The organism is Flavobacteriales bacterium, assembly GCA_016712535.1.
In the GTDB taxonomy this organism is placed as follows: Bacteria; Bacteroidota; Bacteroidia; order Flavobacteriales_F; family PHOS-HE28; genus PHOS-HE28.
Genome location: JADJQW010000004.1, coordinates 226,784 through 242,355 on the forward strand (window position 1 = coordinate 226,784; position 15,572 = coordinate 242,355).

At 62.0% G+C, this 15,572-nt stretch carries 13 protein-coding genes; 12 read left to right on the forward strand and 1 reads right to left on the reverse strand.

All coding sequences use genetic code 11. The annotated features are described in order from the left end of the window. The first annotated feature begins 67 nt into the window (after nt 1-67). The 6 genes from IPK70_15460 (at nt 68) to IPK70_15485 (ending at nt 6,314) form a co-directional block, all read left to right on the forward strand. The gene (locus IPK70_15460; protein MBK8228557.1) at nt 68-742 is read left to right on the forward strand and encodes a succinate dehydrogenase cytochrome b subunit; all 675 of its coding nucleotides are present in this window, start codon (nt 68-70) and stop codon (nt 740-742) included. Nucleotides 743-852: 110 nt separating this feature from the next. Then, nucleotides 853-2,865: a fumarate reductase/succinate dehydrogenase flavoprotein subunit gene (locus tag IPK70_15465; protein ID MBK8228558.1), complete on the forward strand. Its 2,013-nt coding sequence runs from the start codon at nt 853-855 to the stop codon at nt 2,863-2,865. 8 nt (nt 2,866-2,873) lie between these two features. Further along, the gene (locus IPK70_15470; protein MBK8228559.1) at nt 2,874-3,623 is read left to right on the forward strand and encodes a succinate dehydrogenase/fumarate reductase iron-sulfur subunit; all 750 of its coding nucleotides are present in this window, start codon (nt 2,874-2,876) and stop codon (nt 3,621-3,623) included. Nucleotides 3,624-3,702: 79 nt separating this feature from the next. Next, nucleotides 3,703-4,050: a hypothetical protein gene (locus IPK70_15475; protein MBK8228560.1), complete on the forward strand. Its 348-nt coding sequence runs from the start codon at nt 3,703-3,705 to the stop codon at nt 4,048-4,050. A 34-nt stretch (nt 4,051-4,084) separates the two neighbouring features. Further along, nucleotides 4,085-4,993, forward strand: coding sequence for a gliding motility-associated ABC transporter ATP-binding subunit GldA (gldA, locus tag IPK70_15480; protein ID MBK8228561.1), 909 nt, complete (start codon nt 4,085-4,087; stop codon nt 4,991-4,993). A 61-nt stretch (nt 4,994-5,054) separates the two neighbouring features. Beyond that, the gene (locus IPK70_15485; GenBank protein ID MBK8228562.1) at nt 5,055-6,314 is read left to right on the forward strand and encodes a methionine adenosyltransferase; all 1,260 of its coding nucleotides are present in this window, start codon (nt 5,055-5,057) and stop codon (nt 6,312-6,314) included. A 143-nt stretch (nt 6,315-6,457) separates the two neighbouring features. On the opposite strand, the gene IPK70_15490 is transcribed toward IPK70_15485, so the two are convergent. Next, entirely contained in the window at nt 6,458-6,757 is a 300-nt protein-coding gene (locus IPK70_15490) for an SPOR domain-containing protein (GenBank protein MBK8228563.1), read from the reverse strand. A 346-nt stretch (nt 6,758-7,103) separates the two neighbouring features. On the opposite strand from IPK70_15490, the gene IPK70_15495 reads away from it, so the two are divergent. The 6 genes from IPK70_15495 to IPK70_15520 all read left to right on the forward strand — a co-directional run bounded on the left by IPK70_15495 (nt 7,104) and on the right by IPK70_15520 (nt 15,532). Further along, nucleotides 7,104-8,432: a c-type cytochrome gene (locus IPK70_15495; GenBank protein MBK8228564.1), complete on the forward strand. Its 1,329-nt coding sequence runs from the start codon at nt 7,104-7,106 to the stop codon at nt 8,430-8,432. Nucleotides 8,433-8,446: 14 nt separating this feature from the next. Then, nucleotides 8,447-11,683: a TAT-variant-translocated molybdopterin oxidoreductase gene (locus IPK70_15500; GenBank protein MBK8228565.1), complete on the forward strand. Its 3,237-nt coding sequence runs from the start codon at nt 8,447-8,449 to the stop codon at nt 11,681-11,683. A 36-nt stretch (nt 11,684-11,719) separates the two neighbouring features. Beyond that, entirely contained in the window at nt 11,720-13,108 is a 1,389-nt protein-coding gene (nrfD, locus tag IPK70_15505; protein ID MBK8228566.1) for a polysulfide reductase NrfD, read from the forward strand. Nucleotides 13,109-13,113: 5 nt separating this feature from the next. Then, on the forward strand, nt 13,114-13,647 hold the full coding sequence (locus IPK70_15510) for a DUF3341 domain-containing protein (GenBank protein MBK8228567.1): 534 nt from the start codon (nt 13,114-13,116) through the stop codon (nt 13,645-13,647). 5 nt (nt 13,648-13,652) lie between these two features. Beyond that, complete coding sequence (locus IPK70_15515; GenBank protein MBK8228568.1) at nt 13,653-14,306, forward strand: cytochrome c; 654 nt, start codon at nt 13,653-13,655, stop codon at nt 14,304-14,306. Nucleotides 14,307-14,374: 68 nt separating this feature from the next. Further along, nucleotides 14,375-15,532: a quinol:cytochrome C oxidoreductase gene (locus IPK70_15520; GenBank protein ID MBK8228569.1), complete on the forward strand. Its 1,158-nt coding sequence runs from the start codon at nt 14,375-14,377 to the stop codon at nt 15,530-15,532. Nucleotides 15,533-15,572 lie beyond the last annotated feature (40 nt).

Consider the following 15,572-nt stretch of genomic DNA (forward strand, 5'->3'; position numbering starts at 1 on the left):
GTTCGGCGCAGGCTTCTACATTCGCCGCCGCGAACGCTTCCACCCCGTTCGTTGTTGCTAGAGCATCATGGCACGATCAGCGATCCTTGGTTCCTCACTCGCGAAGAAGTACTGGATGGCCCTCACGGGCCTTTTCCTTTCCGTTTTCCTGATCGCACACCTCGCGGGCAACCTCCAGTTGTTGGACATGAGCCCGGAGGGCCAGTTGAAGTTCAACGCCTACGCCAAGTTCATGACCACCTTCCCGGTGGTGAAGGCCGTGAGCTACCTGCTCTATTTCAGCATCCTCTTCCACGCCTTCGACGGCATCCTGCTCGCGATCCAGAACCGAAAGGCGCGCCCGGTGCGTTACGCGAAGGAGAACGCCGGTTCTAACCGCAGCTGGGCCAGCAGCAACATGGCCCTGCTGGGCACACTGATCCTTGTCTTCCTGGTCATCCACATGAAGGGCTTCTGGTACGAGATGCACTGGGGCGCCCTTGGCCTCGATGCCGATGGCAACAAGGACCTCTACGCCGTGGTCGCGGCAGCTTTCTCCGAGTTGTGGTACGTCGCGCTCTACGTGGTGTCCATGGCGGTGCTCGCTTTCCACCTGCTCCACGGCTTCCAGAGCAGCTTCCAGAGCCTTGGCCTCAACCATCCGCGCTACACGCCCGTGATAAAGAACGTGGGCGTGTTCTTCGGCGTGGTGGTCCCGATCCTCTTCGCGCTGATACCAGTTTGGATGTTCGTTAATCGCTAGCGCCCTTCGCACATGGCACTCGTCGGTTCCAGGTTGAACGTTGATGAAGTCGGGGGTTGGCCCCAACCGGCGACCATTGCCAACCTGCAACCCCCAACCTACCGCTGAACATGGCATTAGACAGCAAGATCCCTCCCGGCCCCATCGACAAGAAGTGGACCTATCATAAGGGCCACATGCGCATCGTGGCGCCGGCCAACAAGCGCCGCATCGATGTGATCGTGGTGGGAACCGGACTCGCTGGTGGCGCCGCCGCAGCGTCCCTCGCAGAGATGGGCTACAACGTGAAGGCCTTCTGCTTCCAGGACAGCGCCCGTCGCGCGCACAGCATCGCCGCGCAGGGCGGGATCAATGCCGCCAAGAATTACCAGAACGACGGCGACAGCACCTACCGCCTGTTCTATGACACCGTGAAGGGCGGCGACTACCGTGCCCGTGAGGCCAATGTGTATCGGTTGGCGGAGGTGAGCGCGAACATCATCGACCAATGCGTGGCGCAAGGCGTGCCCTTCGCCCGTGATTACGGCGGACTCTTGGACAACCGCTCCTTCGGCGGCGTGCAGGTGAGCCGGACCTTCTACGCCCGCGGGCAGACCGGCCAGCAGCTTCTGCTCGGCGCCTACAGCGCGCTGATGCGCCAGGTGGGCAAGGGCGCTGTGCAGATGTTCGATCGGCACGAGATGCTCGATGTCGTGATCGTTGATGGCAAGGCGCGTGGCATCATCGCCCGCAACCTCATCACCGGTGAGATCGAACGGCACGGAGCGCACGCCGTGCTGCTGTGCACCGGCGGCTACGGCAACGTGTTCTTCCTGAGCACGAACGCCATGGGCAGCAACGTCACCGCCGCGTGGAAAGCGCACAAGCGCGGCGCCTTCTTCGGCAATCCGTGCTACACGCAGATCCACCCGACCTGCATCCCGGTGAGCGGCACGCACCAGAGCAAGCTCACGCTGATGTCCGAGTCGCTCCGCAACGATGGCCGCATCTGGGTGCCCGCGAAACTCGAGGACGCGAAGGCGATCCGCGAGGGCAGGAAGAAAGGCAGCGACATCCCCGAGGCCGATCGCGATTACTACCTGGAGCGCCGCTACCCGGCTTTCGGGAACCTGGTGCCGCGCGACGTCGCCAGCCGGGCCGCGAAGGAGCGCTGCGATGCGGGCTACGGCGTGAACAAGACCGGTGAGGCCGTCTACCTGGACTTCAGCGCGGCCATCGAGCGCTACGGCAAGCAGCAGGCGAACATCCTGAAGATCGAGAGCCCGAGCAAGGAGAAGATCACCGAATTGGGCCGCGCGGTCGTGAGCGAGAAGTACGGGAACCTCTTCGACATGTACGAGAACATCGTCGGGGAGAACCCATACGACCACGCGATGAAGATCTACCCGGCGGTGCACTACACCATGGGCGGCTTGTGGGTGGACTACAACCTGCAGACGACGGTGCCGGGCCTGTTCGCGCTCGGTGAAGCGAACTTCAGCGACCATGGCGCGAATCGCCTCGGCGCATCAGCGCTGATGCAAGGCCTCGCCGATGGCTACTTCGTGATCCCTTACACCGTTGGCGATTACCTCGCCGATGACATCCGCACCGGGCCCATCGACACCAAGCACCCGGAGTTCGATGCGGCCGAGAAGGAGGTCACGGACCGAATCAATCACTTCATTAACAACAAGGGCAGCAAGCCGGTGGATGAGTTCCACCGCCGCTTGGGCAAGGTGATGTGGGACAAATGCGGCATGGCGCGCAACGCGCAGGGCTTGCAGGAAGCGATCGCGGAGATCCGCGGGATCCGCGATGAGTTCTACCGCGATGTGCGCGTGCCGGGCAAAGCGAACGAGTTCAATCAGGAATTGGAGAAGGCAGGTCGTGTTGCCGATTTCCTCGAGCTAGGCGAATTGATGTGCGTGGATGCACTGAACCGCAACGAGAGCTGCGGCGGCCATTTCCGCGAGGAGTATGCGGAGACCGAAGGTCCCCAACAGGGGGAGGCCAAGCGCGATGATGCCAATTACGCCTACGTGGCCGCGTGGGAATGGACCGGTGATCCGGGCAAGGCCAACCTGCACAAGGAGGCATTGGCTTTTGAAGAGGTGAAACTGACGCAACGCAGCTACAAGTGATGGGAAACATGAAGCTGACACTGAAGATCTGGCGCCAGAACGGCGCGAACGACAAAGGCAAGATTGTCGACTACCCCGTGAGCGACGTCTCCGAGGACATGTCGTTCCTCGAGATGCTCGATGTCCTCAACGACGATCTCGTGCGCAAGGGCGAGGACCCCATCGCCTTCGACCACGATTGCAGGGAAGGCATCTGCGGCATGTGCAGCCTCTTCATCAACGGTGAAGCGCACGGCCCGGGACGCGGCATCACCACCTGCCAGCTGCACATGCGCAAGTTCAAGGATGGTGACGCCAGCTACGTGGAGCCATGGCGCAGCGCGGCCTTCCCCGTGATCAAGGACCTGGCGACGAACCGCAGCGCCTTCGATCGCATCCAAGCGGCTGGCGGATTCGTCAGCGTGAACACCAGCGGGAACCTTGTCGATGGCAACGCGGTGCCGATCCCGAAGGACGATGCCGACAAGGCCTTCGATGCCGCCACCTGCATCGGTTGCGGTGCGTGCGTGGCCACCTGCCCGAACGGCTCGGCGATGCTCTTCACCGCGGCGAAAGTCTCGCAGCTCGCGCTCTTGCCGCAAGGCCGCCCCGAGGCGAAGCGCCGCGCCCTGGCCATGGTGGAGCAGATGGACAAGGAGGGCTTTGGCAACTGCAGCAACACAGGCGCCTGCGAGGTGGAATGCCCGAAGGGGATCAGCCTGGAGCACATCGCGCGGCTGAACCGGGAGTACTTGGCGGCGACGGTGACGAAGGAGTGAGGGCATGGGTCCCGCGGCCTTCATAGGAAGTGCGGTGCTCACAGCCATTCTCGCTATTAGTTGTTCAACCAACTCTGAAATGGAGCAATCGAGCTTGACCAATCCGGCGCTTCGGGACCGTGCGCTTCTCGCCGACATGTACGCCGACGAATACTACCCAACGCATCTCGTCGACGCCTGCAAGAAGATCCTGATTGACATGTGTCATCGGATCGAGGCTGAGCAGCCCAAGGACCTAGAGGGCTTGTATGCCATAACGCAGCAGGCCACCATGCAGCTGAATGAGCTCCAGGAAGAGTTCGAGGCCAGTGGAAGCGAGTTGGAAACCGGCGCGCGCGAGGCGCTTGGCGCAGAATTCGATGCCATTGCCAAGGCGTACGGCTTCGATGCGGACGTGGAAGAGATGATCGCGACCAGGGAATGGTGACGGCCCACGCCAGGCAGCCAGCTACTTTCGCCGCATGTCCATCGCGGTGCGCCAAGTCTTCAAGCGCTACGGGAAGCAGGAAGCGCTTGCCGGCGTGAGCTTCTCCATCGGCAAAGGCGAAGTGGTGGGCTTCCTCGGACCGAATGGCGCCGGGAAGAGCACCATGATGAAGATCCTCACCTGCTTCATCCCGCCTTCGGATGGTGAGGCCGAGGTCTGCGGCTTCGACACACGCGCCAAGAGCATGGAGGTGCGCCGCCGCGTGGGCTACCTGCCCGAGCACAATCCCCTGTACCTCGACCTGTACGTGCGCGAGCACCTCGACTTCGTGGCCGGCGTGCATGGGTTGAAGCACCGCGCTTCGTTGGTGAACGACCTGATCGACCGCGTGGGCCTCGGCCCCGAGCAGCACAAGCGCGTGGGCCAGTTGAGCAAGGGCTACCGCCAGCGCGTGGGGCTTGCGCAAGCGCTGATCCATGATCCCGAGGTGCTCATCCTCGACGAGCCCACCAGCGGCCTCGACCCCAACCAGCTCGTGGACATCCGCGCGCTGATCAAGGACCTCGGCCGTGAGAAGACGGTGATGCTCAGCACGCACATCATGCAGGAAGTCGAGGCCATCTGCGACCGCGTGATCATCATCGACAAGGGCCGGATCGTCGCGGATGACAAGGCCAGCAGCTTGCGGTCCCGGCGTCATGAGCAAGAAGTGATCGAAGTGGAGTTCGACCGATCGCCCGCCGCGGATCAACTGTTGGGCCTGATCGGCGTGCGCCATGCCAAGCGCAAGGAGGGCCACACCTGGCTCATCGCGCACGATGCCGGAACCGATGTGCGGCCGGCTGTCTTCGAGTTCGCCGTCAAGCAGGGGCTGAAGGTGCTGGGCTTGCAGAAGAGCGAGCGCGGGCTGGAGGAAGTGTTCAAGGAGCTCACGGGCAGGTGATCTGTTGATCCATTGGGCGGCAAACGTTTCCTTTGCGCCCCGCAAAACAGCACGAGCCCCGATGCCATACCTCTTCACTTCCGAGTCCGTCAGCGAAGGCCATCCCGATAAAGTGGCCGATCAGATCAGCGATGCCCTCATCGACCACTTCCTCGCCTTCGACCCCAGCAGCAAGGTGGCGTGCGAGACCTTGGTGACCACCGGCCAGGTGGTGCTCGCCGGCGAGGTGAAGAGCAAGGCCTACCTCGATGTGCAGCAGATCGCCCGCGATGTGATCGAACGCATCGGCTACACCAAGAGCGAGTACATGTTCGAAGCGCACAGCTGCGGCGTGCTCAGCGCCATTCACGAGCAGAGCCCCGACATCAACATGGGCGTTGAGCGCAAGAAGCCCGAGGAGCAGGGCGCCGGTGATCAGGGCATGATGTTCGGCTATGCCTGCCGCGACACCGACAACTACATGCCTCTGCCGCTCGAGATCAGCCACATGCTCCTGCGCGAGCTCGCCGTGATCCGCCGTGAGAAGAACAGCACGATGCCCTACCTCCGCCCCGATGCGAAGAGCCAGGTGACCATCGAGTACGCTGACGATGGCAAGCCGATGCGCATTGACGCCATCGTGGTGAGCACCCAGCACGACGACTTCGACAAGGACGCCAGGATGCTCGCGAAGATCAAGGATGACATGATCAACATCCTGGTGCCCCGCGTGGTGAAGCAGCTGCCCAAGCGCGTGCAGGCCCTCTTCGGCAAGGACATCAAGTACCACATCAATCCTACGGGCAAGTTCGTGATCGGCGGCCCGCACGGCGATACCGGCCTCACCGGCCGCAAGATCATCGTGGACACATACGGCGGCAAGGGCGCACACGGGGGCGGTGCCTTCAGCGGCAAGGACCCCAGCAAGGTGGATCGCAGCGCTGCGTATGCCGCACGACACGTGGCTAAGCACCTGGTGGCTGCGGGCGTGTGCGATGAAGTGCTCGTGCAGGTGGCCTATGCCATCGGTGTTGCCAGGCCCGTCGGCTTCTACGTGAATACCTACGGCACCAGCAAGGTGAAGATGAGCGACGGGCAGATCGCCAGGACCATCAGCGGATTGAAGGAGTTCGACATGCGCCCTTACTTCATCGAACAACGTTTCGCGCTGCGCACGCCCATCTACAGCGAGACCGCCAGCTATGGGCACATGGGCCGCGAAAGCAAGGTGGTGACCAAGACCTTTAGCAACGCGAACCAGAGAACCACCGTGAAAGTGAAGCTCTTCCCGTGGGAGGAGCTGAATGCCCTTGGCGCGGTGAAGAAGGCATTCAAGCTGTAGTTGTTGCCCGTCGCGGGATGGTCGTCGATCGCCGCAACGACAGGTTGAGGGCTGGCAGGGTGCCGGTTGATTCCTTGATCAAGAGGTCGCCGACCATTCTTGGGCAGCTCATTCTTGCAGGCGACCCGTTCAACCGAACCCGATCAGCGCGGCATCTCGATATCGTCCGGCACGATGTAGCTGCCGGGGTAAAGAGGCTTCAGGTCGCGCAGCAAACGCTCGGCCTCCAAGCGCGTTCGGCAATCGCCCACCCGAAGGCGCCAATTCGGCGCGAACCAGCTCAGGTAAGCCGGTGATTCGGGGTTCTTCAGCAGGAAAGCCCTTTTGGCGTCTTCTGCCAGCTTGCGCTCACCGAGGAAGACCTGGACCCGAAAACCGGACTGAGCATGCTTCATCGAAGTGAAGCGCTCCATCAAGCGTTCCACCTTCGGGTCGGCTTGCACTGAAAGGCGCCCTAGGGATCCGGTGGATGCGACCGGGGTATCCGCAACCGACCTGTGCGGCTCGAAGTACCGCGTCGAAGTCTCCTGTGCAAGCGCCAGCGATGGCAACAGGAGCGCAGAGAGGATGAAATGAACCGGATTCACGGATTCTTCGGTGGCCAAAAGTATGCCCCTGCTTCGCCAATTGTCCGCGACCGGCGCGGCTTCACCAACCTCTTGCTTGTTTAGACTCTCTCTAAATAATGACGCAGGCATGGCAAGGTTGATCCGGCTCCTTTCGCCGTATTGGTCCCCGGTTATTTTTGCCGCCGTCTTAAGGGATCCCTCCCCTTCTAACCTGCACGGAATGCCGCTTCCAGCCTGTCTTTCACGACGTTCCAAAGGGTCCATCCGCTCCACGCTCGCACTCTTCCTGTCCCTTAGCCTAACCGCTGCTCACGCGCAACCGGCCGATGCCGCGCAGTACGCAGCAGGGGAGAAGCTCTTCAAGGGCAATTGCGCCAGCTGCCACAAGGTGGACACCAAGATGACCGGTCCCGCGCTGAAAGGCGCGAAGGCCAAATGGGAAGGCAAGGGCGACCTCTATGCTTGGGTGAAGAACAGCCAGGCCTACCTGAAGACCGGCAACGAGATGGCCGTGGCCATCTGGGAGGAATACAAGCCGGTGGTCATGACTCCGGTGTCCCTCACGAACGAGGAGATTGACGCCGTTTTCTACTTCGTTGAGAACTACGCTCCTCCGAAGAAGGATGTCGTTGTCGCCACGGATGCGGCTCCCACGGATCAGGGCTCGAACAACTGGCTCTGGCTCTTGGTGCTGGCCCTGCTCTTCTTGGTGGTGGGCCTTTCGCTCAGTGGCGTGAAGCGCAGCCTCGCCAATGCCGTGAGCGAGGCTGAAGGCAAGGGTCCGCTGCCGGAATCCACCCGCATGCAGCGCTTCCGCGCATGGGCCTGGGAGCACAAGGTCTTCATGAGCTTCGTCGGCTTGTTCCTCACCGTGTGGGTGATCCTGCAGCTCTGGGATGCAGCTTGGGTGATCGGTGTTTACGGCGGCGATGAAGTCCCGCATTACAAGCCCGAGCAGCCCATCCTCTTCAACCACACCCTGCACGCGGGCAAGGCCGATAAGGGCAACCTCGCGATCAACTGCCAGTACTGCCACAGCAGCGCTGAGAAGAGCAAGCACGCCGGCATCCCCAGCACCAATGTGTGCATGAACTGCCACAAAGCGGTGAATGCTGGTCGCACCGAAGCGGGCACCAAGGAGATCCAGAAGATCTACAAGCATGCAGGCTGGGACCCTGAGAAGGGCGCATACACCGGCAAGGAAGAGCCGGTGCGCTGGGTGAAGGTGCACAACCTGCCTGACCACGCCTACTTCAATCACGCCCAGCACGTGGCCGTTGGCAAGATCGAATGCCAGACCTGCCACGGGCCGATCGATGAGCAGATGGACGTGGCCGAGCAATGGAGCCCGCTCACCATGGGCTGGTGCATCGACTGCCACAACAAGACCGAGGTGAAGATGGCGGGCAACGGCTACTACGATGAAGTGATGGCGCGCTTGAACAACGACGCCAAGCTGGGCCACGAGGAGTTGAAGAAGTACCTGGAGGACGGCAAGATCACCGTGAAGGAGCTTGGCGGCTGGGAATGCGCCAAGTGCCACTACTAAGAACCGCGCGCACGATGTCGAGCACGAAGCAGTACTGGATGGACGCGGCCGACCTGCGTCAGGACCCTGAGGCGATCAAGGCCCGCGAGGGTGAATTCGCGCAGCCCTTGGCCATTGACCAAGTGCTGGGCGACAGCAATCTCAATGGGGCCAGCACCAACCGCCGCGATTTCCTCAAGTTCCTGGGCTTCTCCGTGGGCGCCGCCACGCTGGCCGCTTGCGAGACCCCGGTGGTGAAGAGCATCCCGTACGTGAGCAAGCCCGAGGAGATCACCCCCGGCGTCGCGAACTGGTACGCGAGCACCTTCTACGACGGTCAGGATTTCGCCAGCATCCTTGTGAAGACCCGCGAAGGGCGCCCGATCCACATCAAGGGCAACCCGCGCTTCGGCATCAACCGCAACCCGGCGCTCGACAAGGGCGTGGTGAATGCGCGCATCAACAGCTCCGTGCTCTCGCTCTATGACGGCGAGCGGCTGAAAGGCCCGCGCAGGCGGGTCGAGGGCAAGCTCACCGGCGTGAAGTGGGCTGAAGCCGACGGTGCCATCACCAAAGGCTTGGCCGATGTCACGGCCGCGGGCAAGCGCATCGTGCTGCTTTCCAGCACGGTGATCAGTCCGAGCGCGAAAGCGGCGATCCTGGGCCTGCAAACGAAGCTCGGCGGCTCGCTCGCGAGCAGTGCGGATGGACAAACCGTGTTCACGAGCGGCTTGTTCACCCACATCCAGCATGATACCATCAGCTACAGCGGCCTGACCAACGCGAACCTGAAGAGCTTCGGCAAGCGGGTATTCCCGGGCTATGACTTCACCAAGGCTGATGTGGTGGTGAGCGTGGACGCTGACTTCCTCAGCAGTTGGGGCAGCACCACCGAGTACGCCTGGCAATATGCCACCCGCCGCAATCCGGATGGCGCGATGAACAAGCATTGGCAGGTGGAGTCCCGCATGAGCATCAGCGGAGCCAACGCCGATGCCCGTGTGGCTGTGAAGCCGAGTGAGATCCCCTTGGCGGTGATCGCCCTGCACGATGCCATCGCCCGCAAGAGCGGCGCCGCCACGGTGGGCGGCGGCTTGGACAACGCCGAACTGAACCATGCTGCCGATGCGCTCTGGAATTCACGCGGCAAGAGCCTTGTGGTCTGCGGCAGCAACGACGAGGGCACGCAGATGCTCGTGAACAGCATCAACAGCATGCTCGGCAACTACGGCAGCACCATCGACCTGGACAACCACACCTGGTTCTTCCAAGGCGACGATGCCGCAGTGGCGCAGCTGGTGAAGGACATGAATGCAGGCACCGTGGGCGCGCTGATCATGGTTGGCGTGAATCCGGCCTACAGCCTTCCGAATGCCGCTGAGTTCAAGAACGGTCTGGAGAAGGTGGGGCTCAGCGTGAGCTGCGCGCGCTATGCCGATGAGACCGCCAGCCTGTGCCAATGGGTCTGCCCTGACAATCACTTCCTCGAGAGCTGGGGCGACCACATGCCCAAGACCGGCCAGTACGCATTGCAACAGCCGGTGATCAGCCGCCTTTTCGACACGCGCGCCTGGCAGGGAAGCCTGCTCAAATGGAGCGGTAGCGATATGAAGTGGCCCGATTTCATCAAGCAGACCTGGGAGCAGAACCTCGCCGCACACGGTGGCGGAGACTTCGCAACGGTTTGGAACCAGAGCCTGCATGATGGTGTGCTGACCTCTGAGCCCTTGCCCGCCGCCGGCGCTGCCTTCGCGGGTGATGTGGCGGCCGCAGGCGCTGCCGCCAAGCAAGCAGCCAATGGCGCTGGGGAGTGGGAGTTGAGCCTCTACACCACCGAAGCCATCGGCGATGGCCAGCACGCCAACAACCCTTGGCTGCAGGAGATGCCAGATCCGCTCACCAAGATCACCTGGGACAATTATGTGTGCATGAGCTTCGCCGATGTGCGCAAGCTCGGCCTGCCCGATTACTTGGGCGAGCAGAGCCCGGCCGGGGTTGTGAACGTGAAGGTTGGCGAAGTCGAATTGAAGCTGCCCGTGGTGCCGAGCCCCGGCCAGCGGGAAGGCACAATTGCGATCGCCCTCGGTTATGGCCGTGGCGCTAACGGCGAGCGAGTGGGCAAAGCCGCCGTGGTCACCGATCACAACGGCGAGCGCAAGCCCGTGGGGCAGAATGCCTATCCCTTCACCAGCCTGAGGAACGGCGCGGTGAGCTACGATGCCGTGAATGTGAGCGTGAGCGCCACGGGCGAGACCTACCCGATGGCCATCACGCAGACTCACCTCACGCACATGGACCGCCACAGCATCGTGAAGGAGACCTCCCTCGCGGTGTACAAGGCGGGCGACAGGAACGCCTACAATGAGCCGCACACGCTTCCCGTGCACGATGACGTGAACAAGGATGGCGTGATCGACGCCCGCGACCGCAAGCCGGTCGCCGAGTTCGACCTCTGGGCCGAGCACCCGGTGGAGGGCGTTGGCCACCGTTGGGGTTTGAGCATCGACCTGAACACCTGTATCGGCTGCGGTGCTTGCGTCACAGCGTGCAACAGTGAGAACAACATCCCGGTGGTGGGCAAGGATGAGGTGCGCCGCAGCCGGGAGATGCACTGGCTGCGCATCGACCGCTACTTCAGCAGCGAGACCAAGTGGGCCGAAGGACGCGCGGCCGGTGAAGGCAAGATCGGCCTGTACACCAAGATGGAAGAGCCGTCGGCCAGCCCGTCGGTCTTCTTCATGCCGGTGATGTGCCAGCACTGCAACCATGCTCCTTGCGAGACGGTCTGCCCGGTGGCCGCCACCACGCACAGCAACGAGGGCCTCAACCAGATGGCCTACAACCGCTGCATCGGCACGCGCTACTGCGCGAACAACTGCCCTTACAAAGTGCGGCGCTTCAACTGGTTCAATTACGTCACCGACAAGTTCGCCGAGACCAACCCGGCTTGGGATGACCTCGGCCGCATGGTGCTGAACCCTGATGTGACCGTGCGCGCGCGCGGCGTGATCGAGAAGTGCAGCATGTGCGTGCAGAGCATTCAGGCCGGCAAGCTCAAGGCGAAGAAGGAAGGCCGACCGGTGAAGGATGGCGACATCGAGACCGCCTGCAGCGCGGCCTGCGGCACCGGCGCCATCGTCTTCGGCGACCTCAACGATAAGGGCAGCAAGGCGCGCGGCTTGGCCGATGGCGACCGGAGCTACCACATGCTCGAGGAGATCGGCGTGAAGCCCAATGTGAACTACCTCGTGAAGGTGCGCAACACGGACTAAGCCGCACATCACGCCTAAGCGAAACGACCAGGACCCATGCACGCAGAAGCAGCGATCCGCGAACCGCTCATCCTCGGTCATAAGACCTACCACGATATCACCGAGGATATCGTCAGGCCGATCGAGAACAAGGCCCCGCGCGGCTGGTACATCCTGATGACCATTGCCAGCCTGGTCGCCGCCTACGGCACGGGCTGCATCCTGTACTTGATCAGCAAGGGCATCGGCACTTGGGGCCTGAACAAGACCGTGGACTGGGCCTGGGACATCACCAACTTCGTTTGGTGGGTGGGCATCGGCCATGCCGGCACGCTCATCAGCGCGGTGCTGCTGCTCTTCCGCCAGAAGTGGCGCATGGCCATCAACCGCAGCGCAGAGGCCATGACCATCTTCGCCGTGATCATGGCGGCCACCTTCCCCGGCATCCACATGGGCCGGATCTGGATGGCGTATTGGGTGCTCCCGCTGCCCAACCAGTTCGGCAGCCTCTGGGTGAACTTCAACAGCCCGCTGCTGTGGGACGTGTTCGCGATCAGCACCTACTTCAGCGTATCCCTCGTGTTCTGGTACATCGGCCTCATCCCCGACTTCGCCACCATCCGCGACAAGGTGACGAAGCCGATGATGAAGAAGGTCTATGGCATACTCAGTTTCGGCTGGACAGGCAACGCCAAGGCCTGGACGCGTTTCGAGGAGGTGAGCCTGGTGCTCGCGGGCATCGCCACGCCGCTCGTGTTCTCGGTACACTCCGTGGTGAGCTTCGACTTCGCCACCTCGGTGATCCCCGGCTGGCACACCACCATCTTCCCGCCGTACTTCGTGAGCGGTGCGGTGTTCAGCGGCTTCGCCATGGTGCAGACCCTGCTGCTGGTGATGCGCAAGGTGATGAAGCTGGAGAACTACATCACCGTGAAGCACGTGGAGTACATGAACATCGTGATCATCGTCACAGGTTCCATCGTGGGTGTGGCGTACATCACCGAGCTGTTCATCAGCTGGTACAGCGGTGTGGAGTATGAGAGCTACGCCTTCATCAACCGTGCTACCGGTAAATACTGGTGGGCCTACTGGGCCATGATGGCCTGCAACGTGATCAGCCCGCAGGTGTTCTGGTTCAAGAAGCTGCGCACCAACCTGGCCTTCACCTTCTTCATGAGCATCATCGTGAACATCGGCATGTGGTTCGAACGCTTCGTGATCATCGTCACCTCGCTGCACCGTGACTACATGCCCAGCGCATGGACCATGTTCTACCCCACCTGGGTGGACGTGGGCGTGTTCCTGGGCACCATCGGCATCTTCTTCACGCTCTACCTGCTCTTCGCCCGCTATTTCCCGGTGCTGGCGCTGAACGAGGTGAAGAGCATCCTGAAAGTGAGCGGCGAGAGCTACAAGCAGGAAGCCTCTAAACACCACCACCATTGAGCGCCATGGCGAACAAGGTCATCTACGCCGTTTACGACGATCCCGAGCAGCTCAAGGACGGCGCGCGCAAGCTCGTGTCCGCTGGCGTGAAGGTGAAGGACGTTTTCTCCCCCTTCCCGGTCCATGGCATCGACCCGATCATCGGCATCACGCGAACGCGGCTGGGCATCGTGAGCTTCATGTTCGGGATCACCGGAACCGCGCTGGCCGTGCTGGGCATCTGGTACTTCAACATCTTCGACTGGCCGATGAACATAGGCGGCAAGCCCAGCTTCCACTACTACCAGAACGTGCCGGCCTTCATCCCGGTCACCTTCGAGTTCACCGTGCTCTGCGCCGCGCATGGCATGGCCATCACCTACCTGATCCGCAACAAGACCCTGCCCGGGATGCCTGCACGGAATCCCGACCCGCGCAGCACGGACGACAAGTTCATCATCGAGGTGCGCACCGCCGATAACCACGGCCACAGTTCCGAAGCGATCGCCGAGCTGCTGCGCCAGAGCCCTGTGACCGAGATCAACGAGCGCCAATGCTGAGCACCATGCGCACTGCCAAGACCTTTGCCGCGCTTTCCGTGATCGCCCTACTGGCGGCGTGCGGCAAGAGCGACCCCAACAGCCCCGGCGTGGAGTACATGCCCGACATGTACCGCAGCCCGGCCATCGAAGCCTACGTGGACTACGGCCAGGATCCTTACTACCACACCGAGGAGAAGGCCCGTGCCCAGCGCGATCGCGTCACTGCGCGCAAGCCCGTGCCCGGCACCATCGCCTTCAACGATGATGCAGGCAAGGCCATGCTTAACGCCCCTTACCCCTTCCCGAACACTCCCGAGGGCTATGAGGCGGCCGGGGCGCAGTTGAAGAGCCCGATCGCGATGACGCAAGCCACCGTGGATAACGGCAAGGCGATCTATGAGAAGTTCTGCATGCATTGCCACGGCGCAACAGGGCAGGGCGATGGTCCCGTGGTGAACAATGGCAAGTACCCGCCGCCGGGCGCTTACAACGGCCCTCTGAAGGACCTGCCCGAAGGCAAGATCTTCCACAGCCTGCACTGGGGCAAGAACGTGGCCATGGGCTCGCACGCCTCGCAGCTCACCAAGGAGGAGCGCTGGCACGTGACGCACTACGTGCAGTACCTGCAGAACGGCGGTAAAATGACCCGTGAGCCGGAGGCCCCGGCCGCGATGTGAACCAGCAGAACGGAAACGCGATGAACTTCACCATCAGCAAACGGGCGAGCACGCTGAGCATGGCGTTGATCGGCTTGGGCGCGATCGCCACCATCGCAGGCGTGATCGGCGACCATAGCGACCATCACCAGCGCACTTGGAGCGCCCTGCTCGTCAATGGCTTCTTCTTCCTGGGCATCGGCTTGGGCGCTCTGTTCTTCTACGCGCTCCAGAACGCCACCGAGACCGCCTGGAGCGTTTTGGTGAAGCGCGTGTATGAGGCCATCATGGGCTGGGTCCCCGTGGGTGCTATCGTGATGATCATCGTGCTTGCTGCTGGCACTTTCGGCCTGCACCACATCTACCATTGGATGGATGCCAGCCTCTATGTGAAGGACGGACCTAACTACGACGCCATCATGGATGGCAAGAGCGTCTTCCTGAACCAGCCTTTCTTCTGGGTGCGATCGCTGGTTTACCTGGCCACCTTCATCATCGCCGCGCGCTGGTTCCGCAAGAAGAGCCTTGAGATGGACGGTCTCACCGGCGAGAGCCTCGTGCGCACGCATCTGCTCACCTACCGCCGCGGCGCCCTCTTCCTGGTGTTCTTCGCCGTGTTCAGCAGCACCCTCGCATGGGACTGGCTCATGAGCATCGATGCGCACTGGTTCAGCACCCTCTACGGCTGGTACGTGTTCAGCGGCATGTGGGTGAGCGCCATGATCACCGGCGTGATACTCGTGCTCTACCTGAAGCGCAAGGGTTACTTGCCGCAGGTGAACAACAGCCACATCCACGACATGGGCAAGTGGGTGTTCGCCATCAGCTTCCTCTGGACCTACCTCTACTTCTCCCAGTTCATGCTGATCTGGTATGCCAACATCCCGGAGGAAGTGACCTATTTCCAGGACCGCATCGACCATCACCCCGGCCTGCTCTGGACCATCTTCTTCATCAACTTCGCCGTTCCCATGGCGCTGCTGATGAGCCGTGATGCCAAGCGCAACCCGCGATTCCTCATCGGCGTGGGCACCGTGATCTTCATCGGGCATTGGCTCGATGTGAACATGATGGTGATGCCGGGCGCCAACGGCCACGACTTCCACGGCATCGGCATGCTCGATGCTGGCCTCTTCGTGCTCTTCCTCGGCGCCTTCATCCGCGTGGTGCTCGGCACCTTGGCCAAGGCCCCGCTCACACCCGTGAATCACCCCTACCTGGAGGAGAGCGTACATCATAGCATCTGACCCTCGTGAACACAACGCCTGCCTGCCGGGTTGAAGCATA

Excerpts from the sequence above, each read along its gene's own strand:
- IPK70_15460 (MBK8228557.1), top strand. The coding sequence starts at position 68 with ATGGCACGATCAGCGATCCTTGGTTCCTCACTCGCGAAGAAGTACTGG.
- IPK70_15465 (MBK8228558.1), top strand. The coding sequence starts at position 853 with ATGGCATTAGACAGCAAGATCCCTCCCGGCCCCATCGACAAGAAGTGG.
- IPK70_15470 (MBK8228559.1), top strand. The coding sequence starts at position 2,874 with ATGAAGCTGACACTGAAGATCTGGCGCCAGAACGGCGCGAACGACAAA.
- IPK70_15475 (MBK8228560.1), top strand. The coding sequence starts at position 3,703 with ATGGAGCAATCGAGCTTGACCAATCCGGCGCTTCGGGACCGTGCGCTT.
- gldA (MBK8228561.1), top strand. The coding sequence starts at position 4,085 with ATGTCCATCGCGGTGCGCCAAGTCTTCAAGCGCTACGGGAAGCAGGAA.
- IPK70_15485 (MBK8228562.1), top strand. The coding sequence starts at position 5,055 with ATGCCATACCTCTTCACTTCCGAGTCCGTCAGCGAAGGCCATCCCGAT.
- IPK70_15495 (MBK8228564.1), top strand. The coding sequence starts at position 7,104 with ATGCCGCTTCCAGCCTGTCTTTCACGACGTTCCAAAGGGTCCATCCGC.
- IPK70_15500 (MBK8228565.1), top strand. The coding sequence starts at position 8,447 with ATGTCGAGCACGAAGCAGTACTGGATGGACGCGGCCGACCTGCGTCAG.
- nrfD (MBK8228566.1), top strand. The coding sequence starts at position 11,720 with ATGCACGCAGAAGCAGCGATCCGCGAACCGCTCATCCTCGGTCATAAG.
- IPK70_15510 (MBK8228567.1), top strand. The coding sequence starts at position 13,114 with ATGGCGAACAAGGTCATCTACGCCGTTTACGACGATCCCGAGCAGCTC.
- IPK70_15515 (MBK8228568.1), top strand. The coding sequence starts at position 13,653 with ATGCGCACTGCCAAGACCTTTGCCGCGCTTTCCGTGATCGCCCTACTG.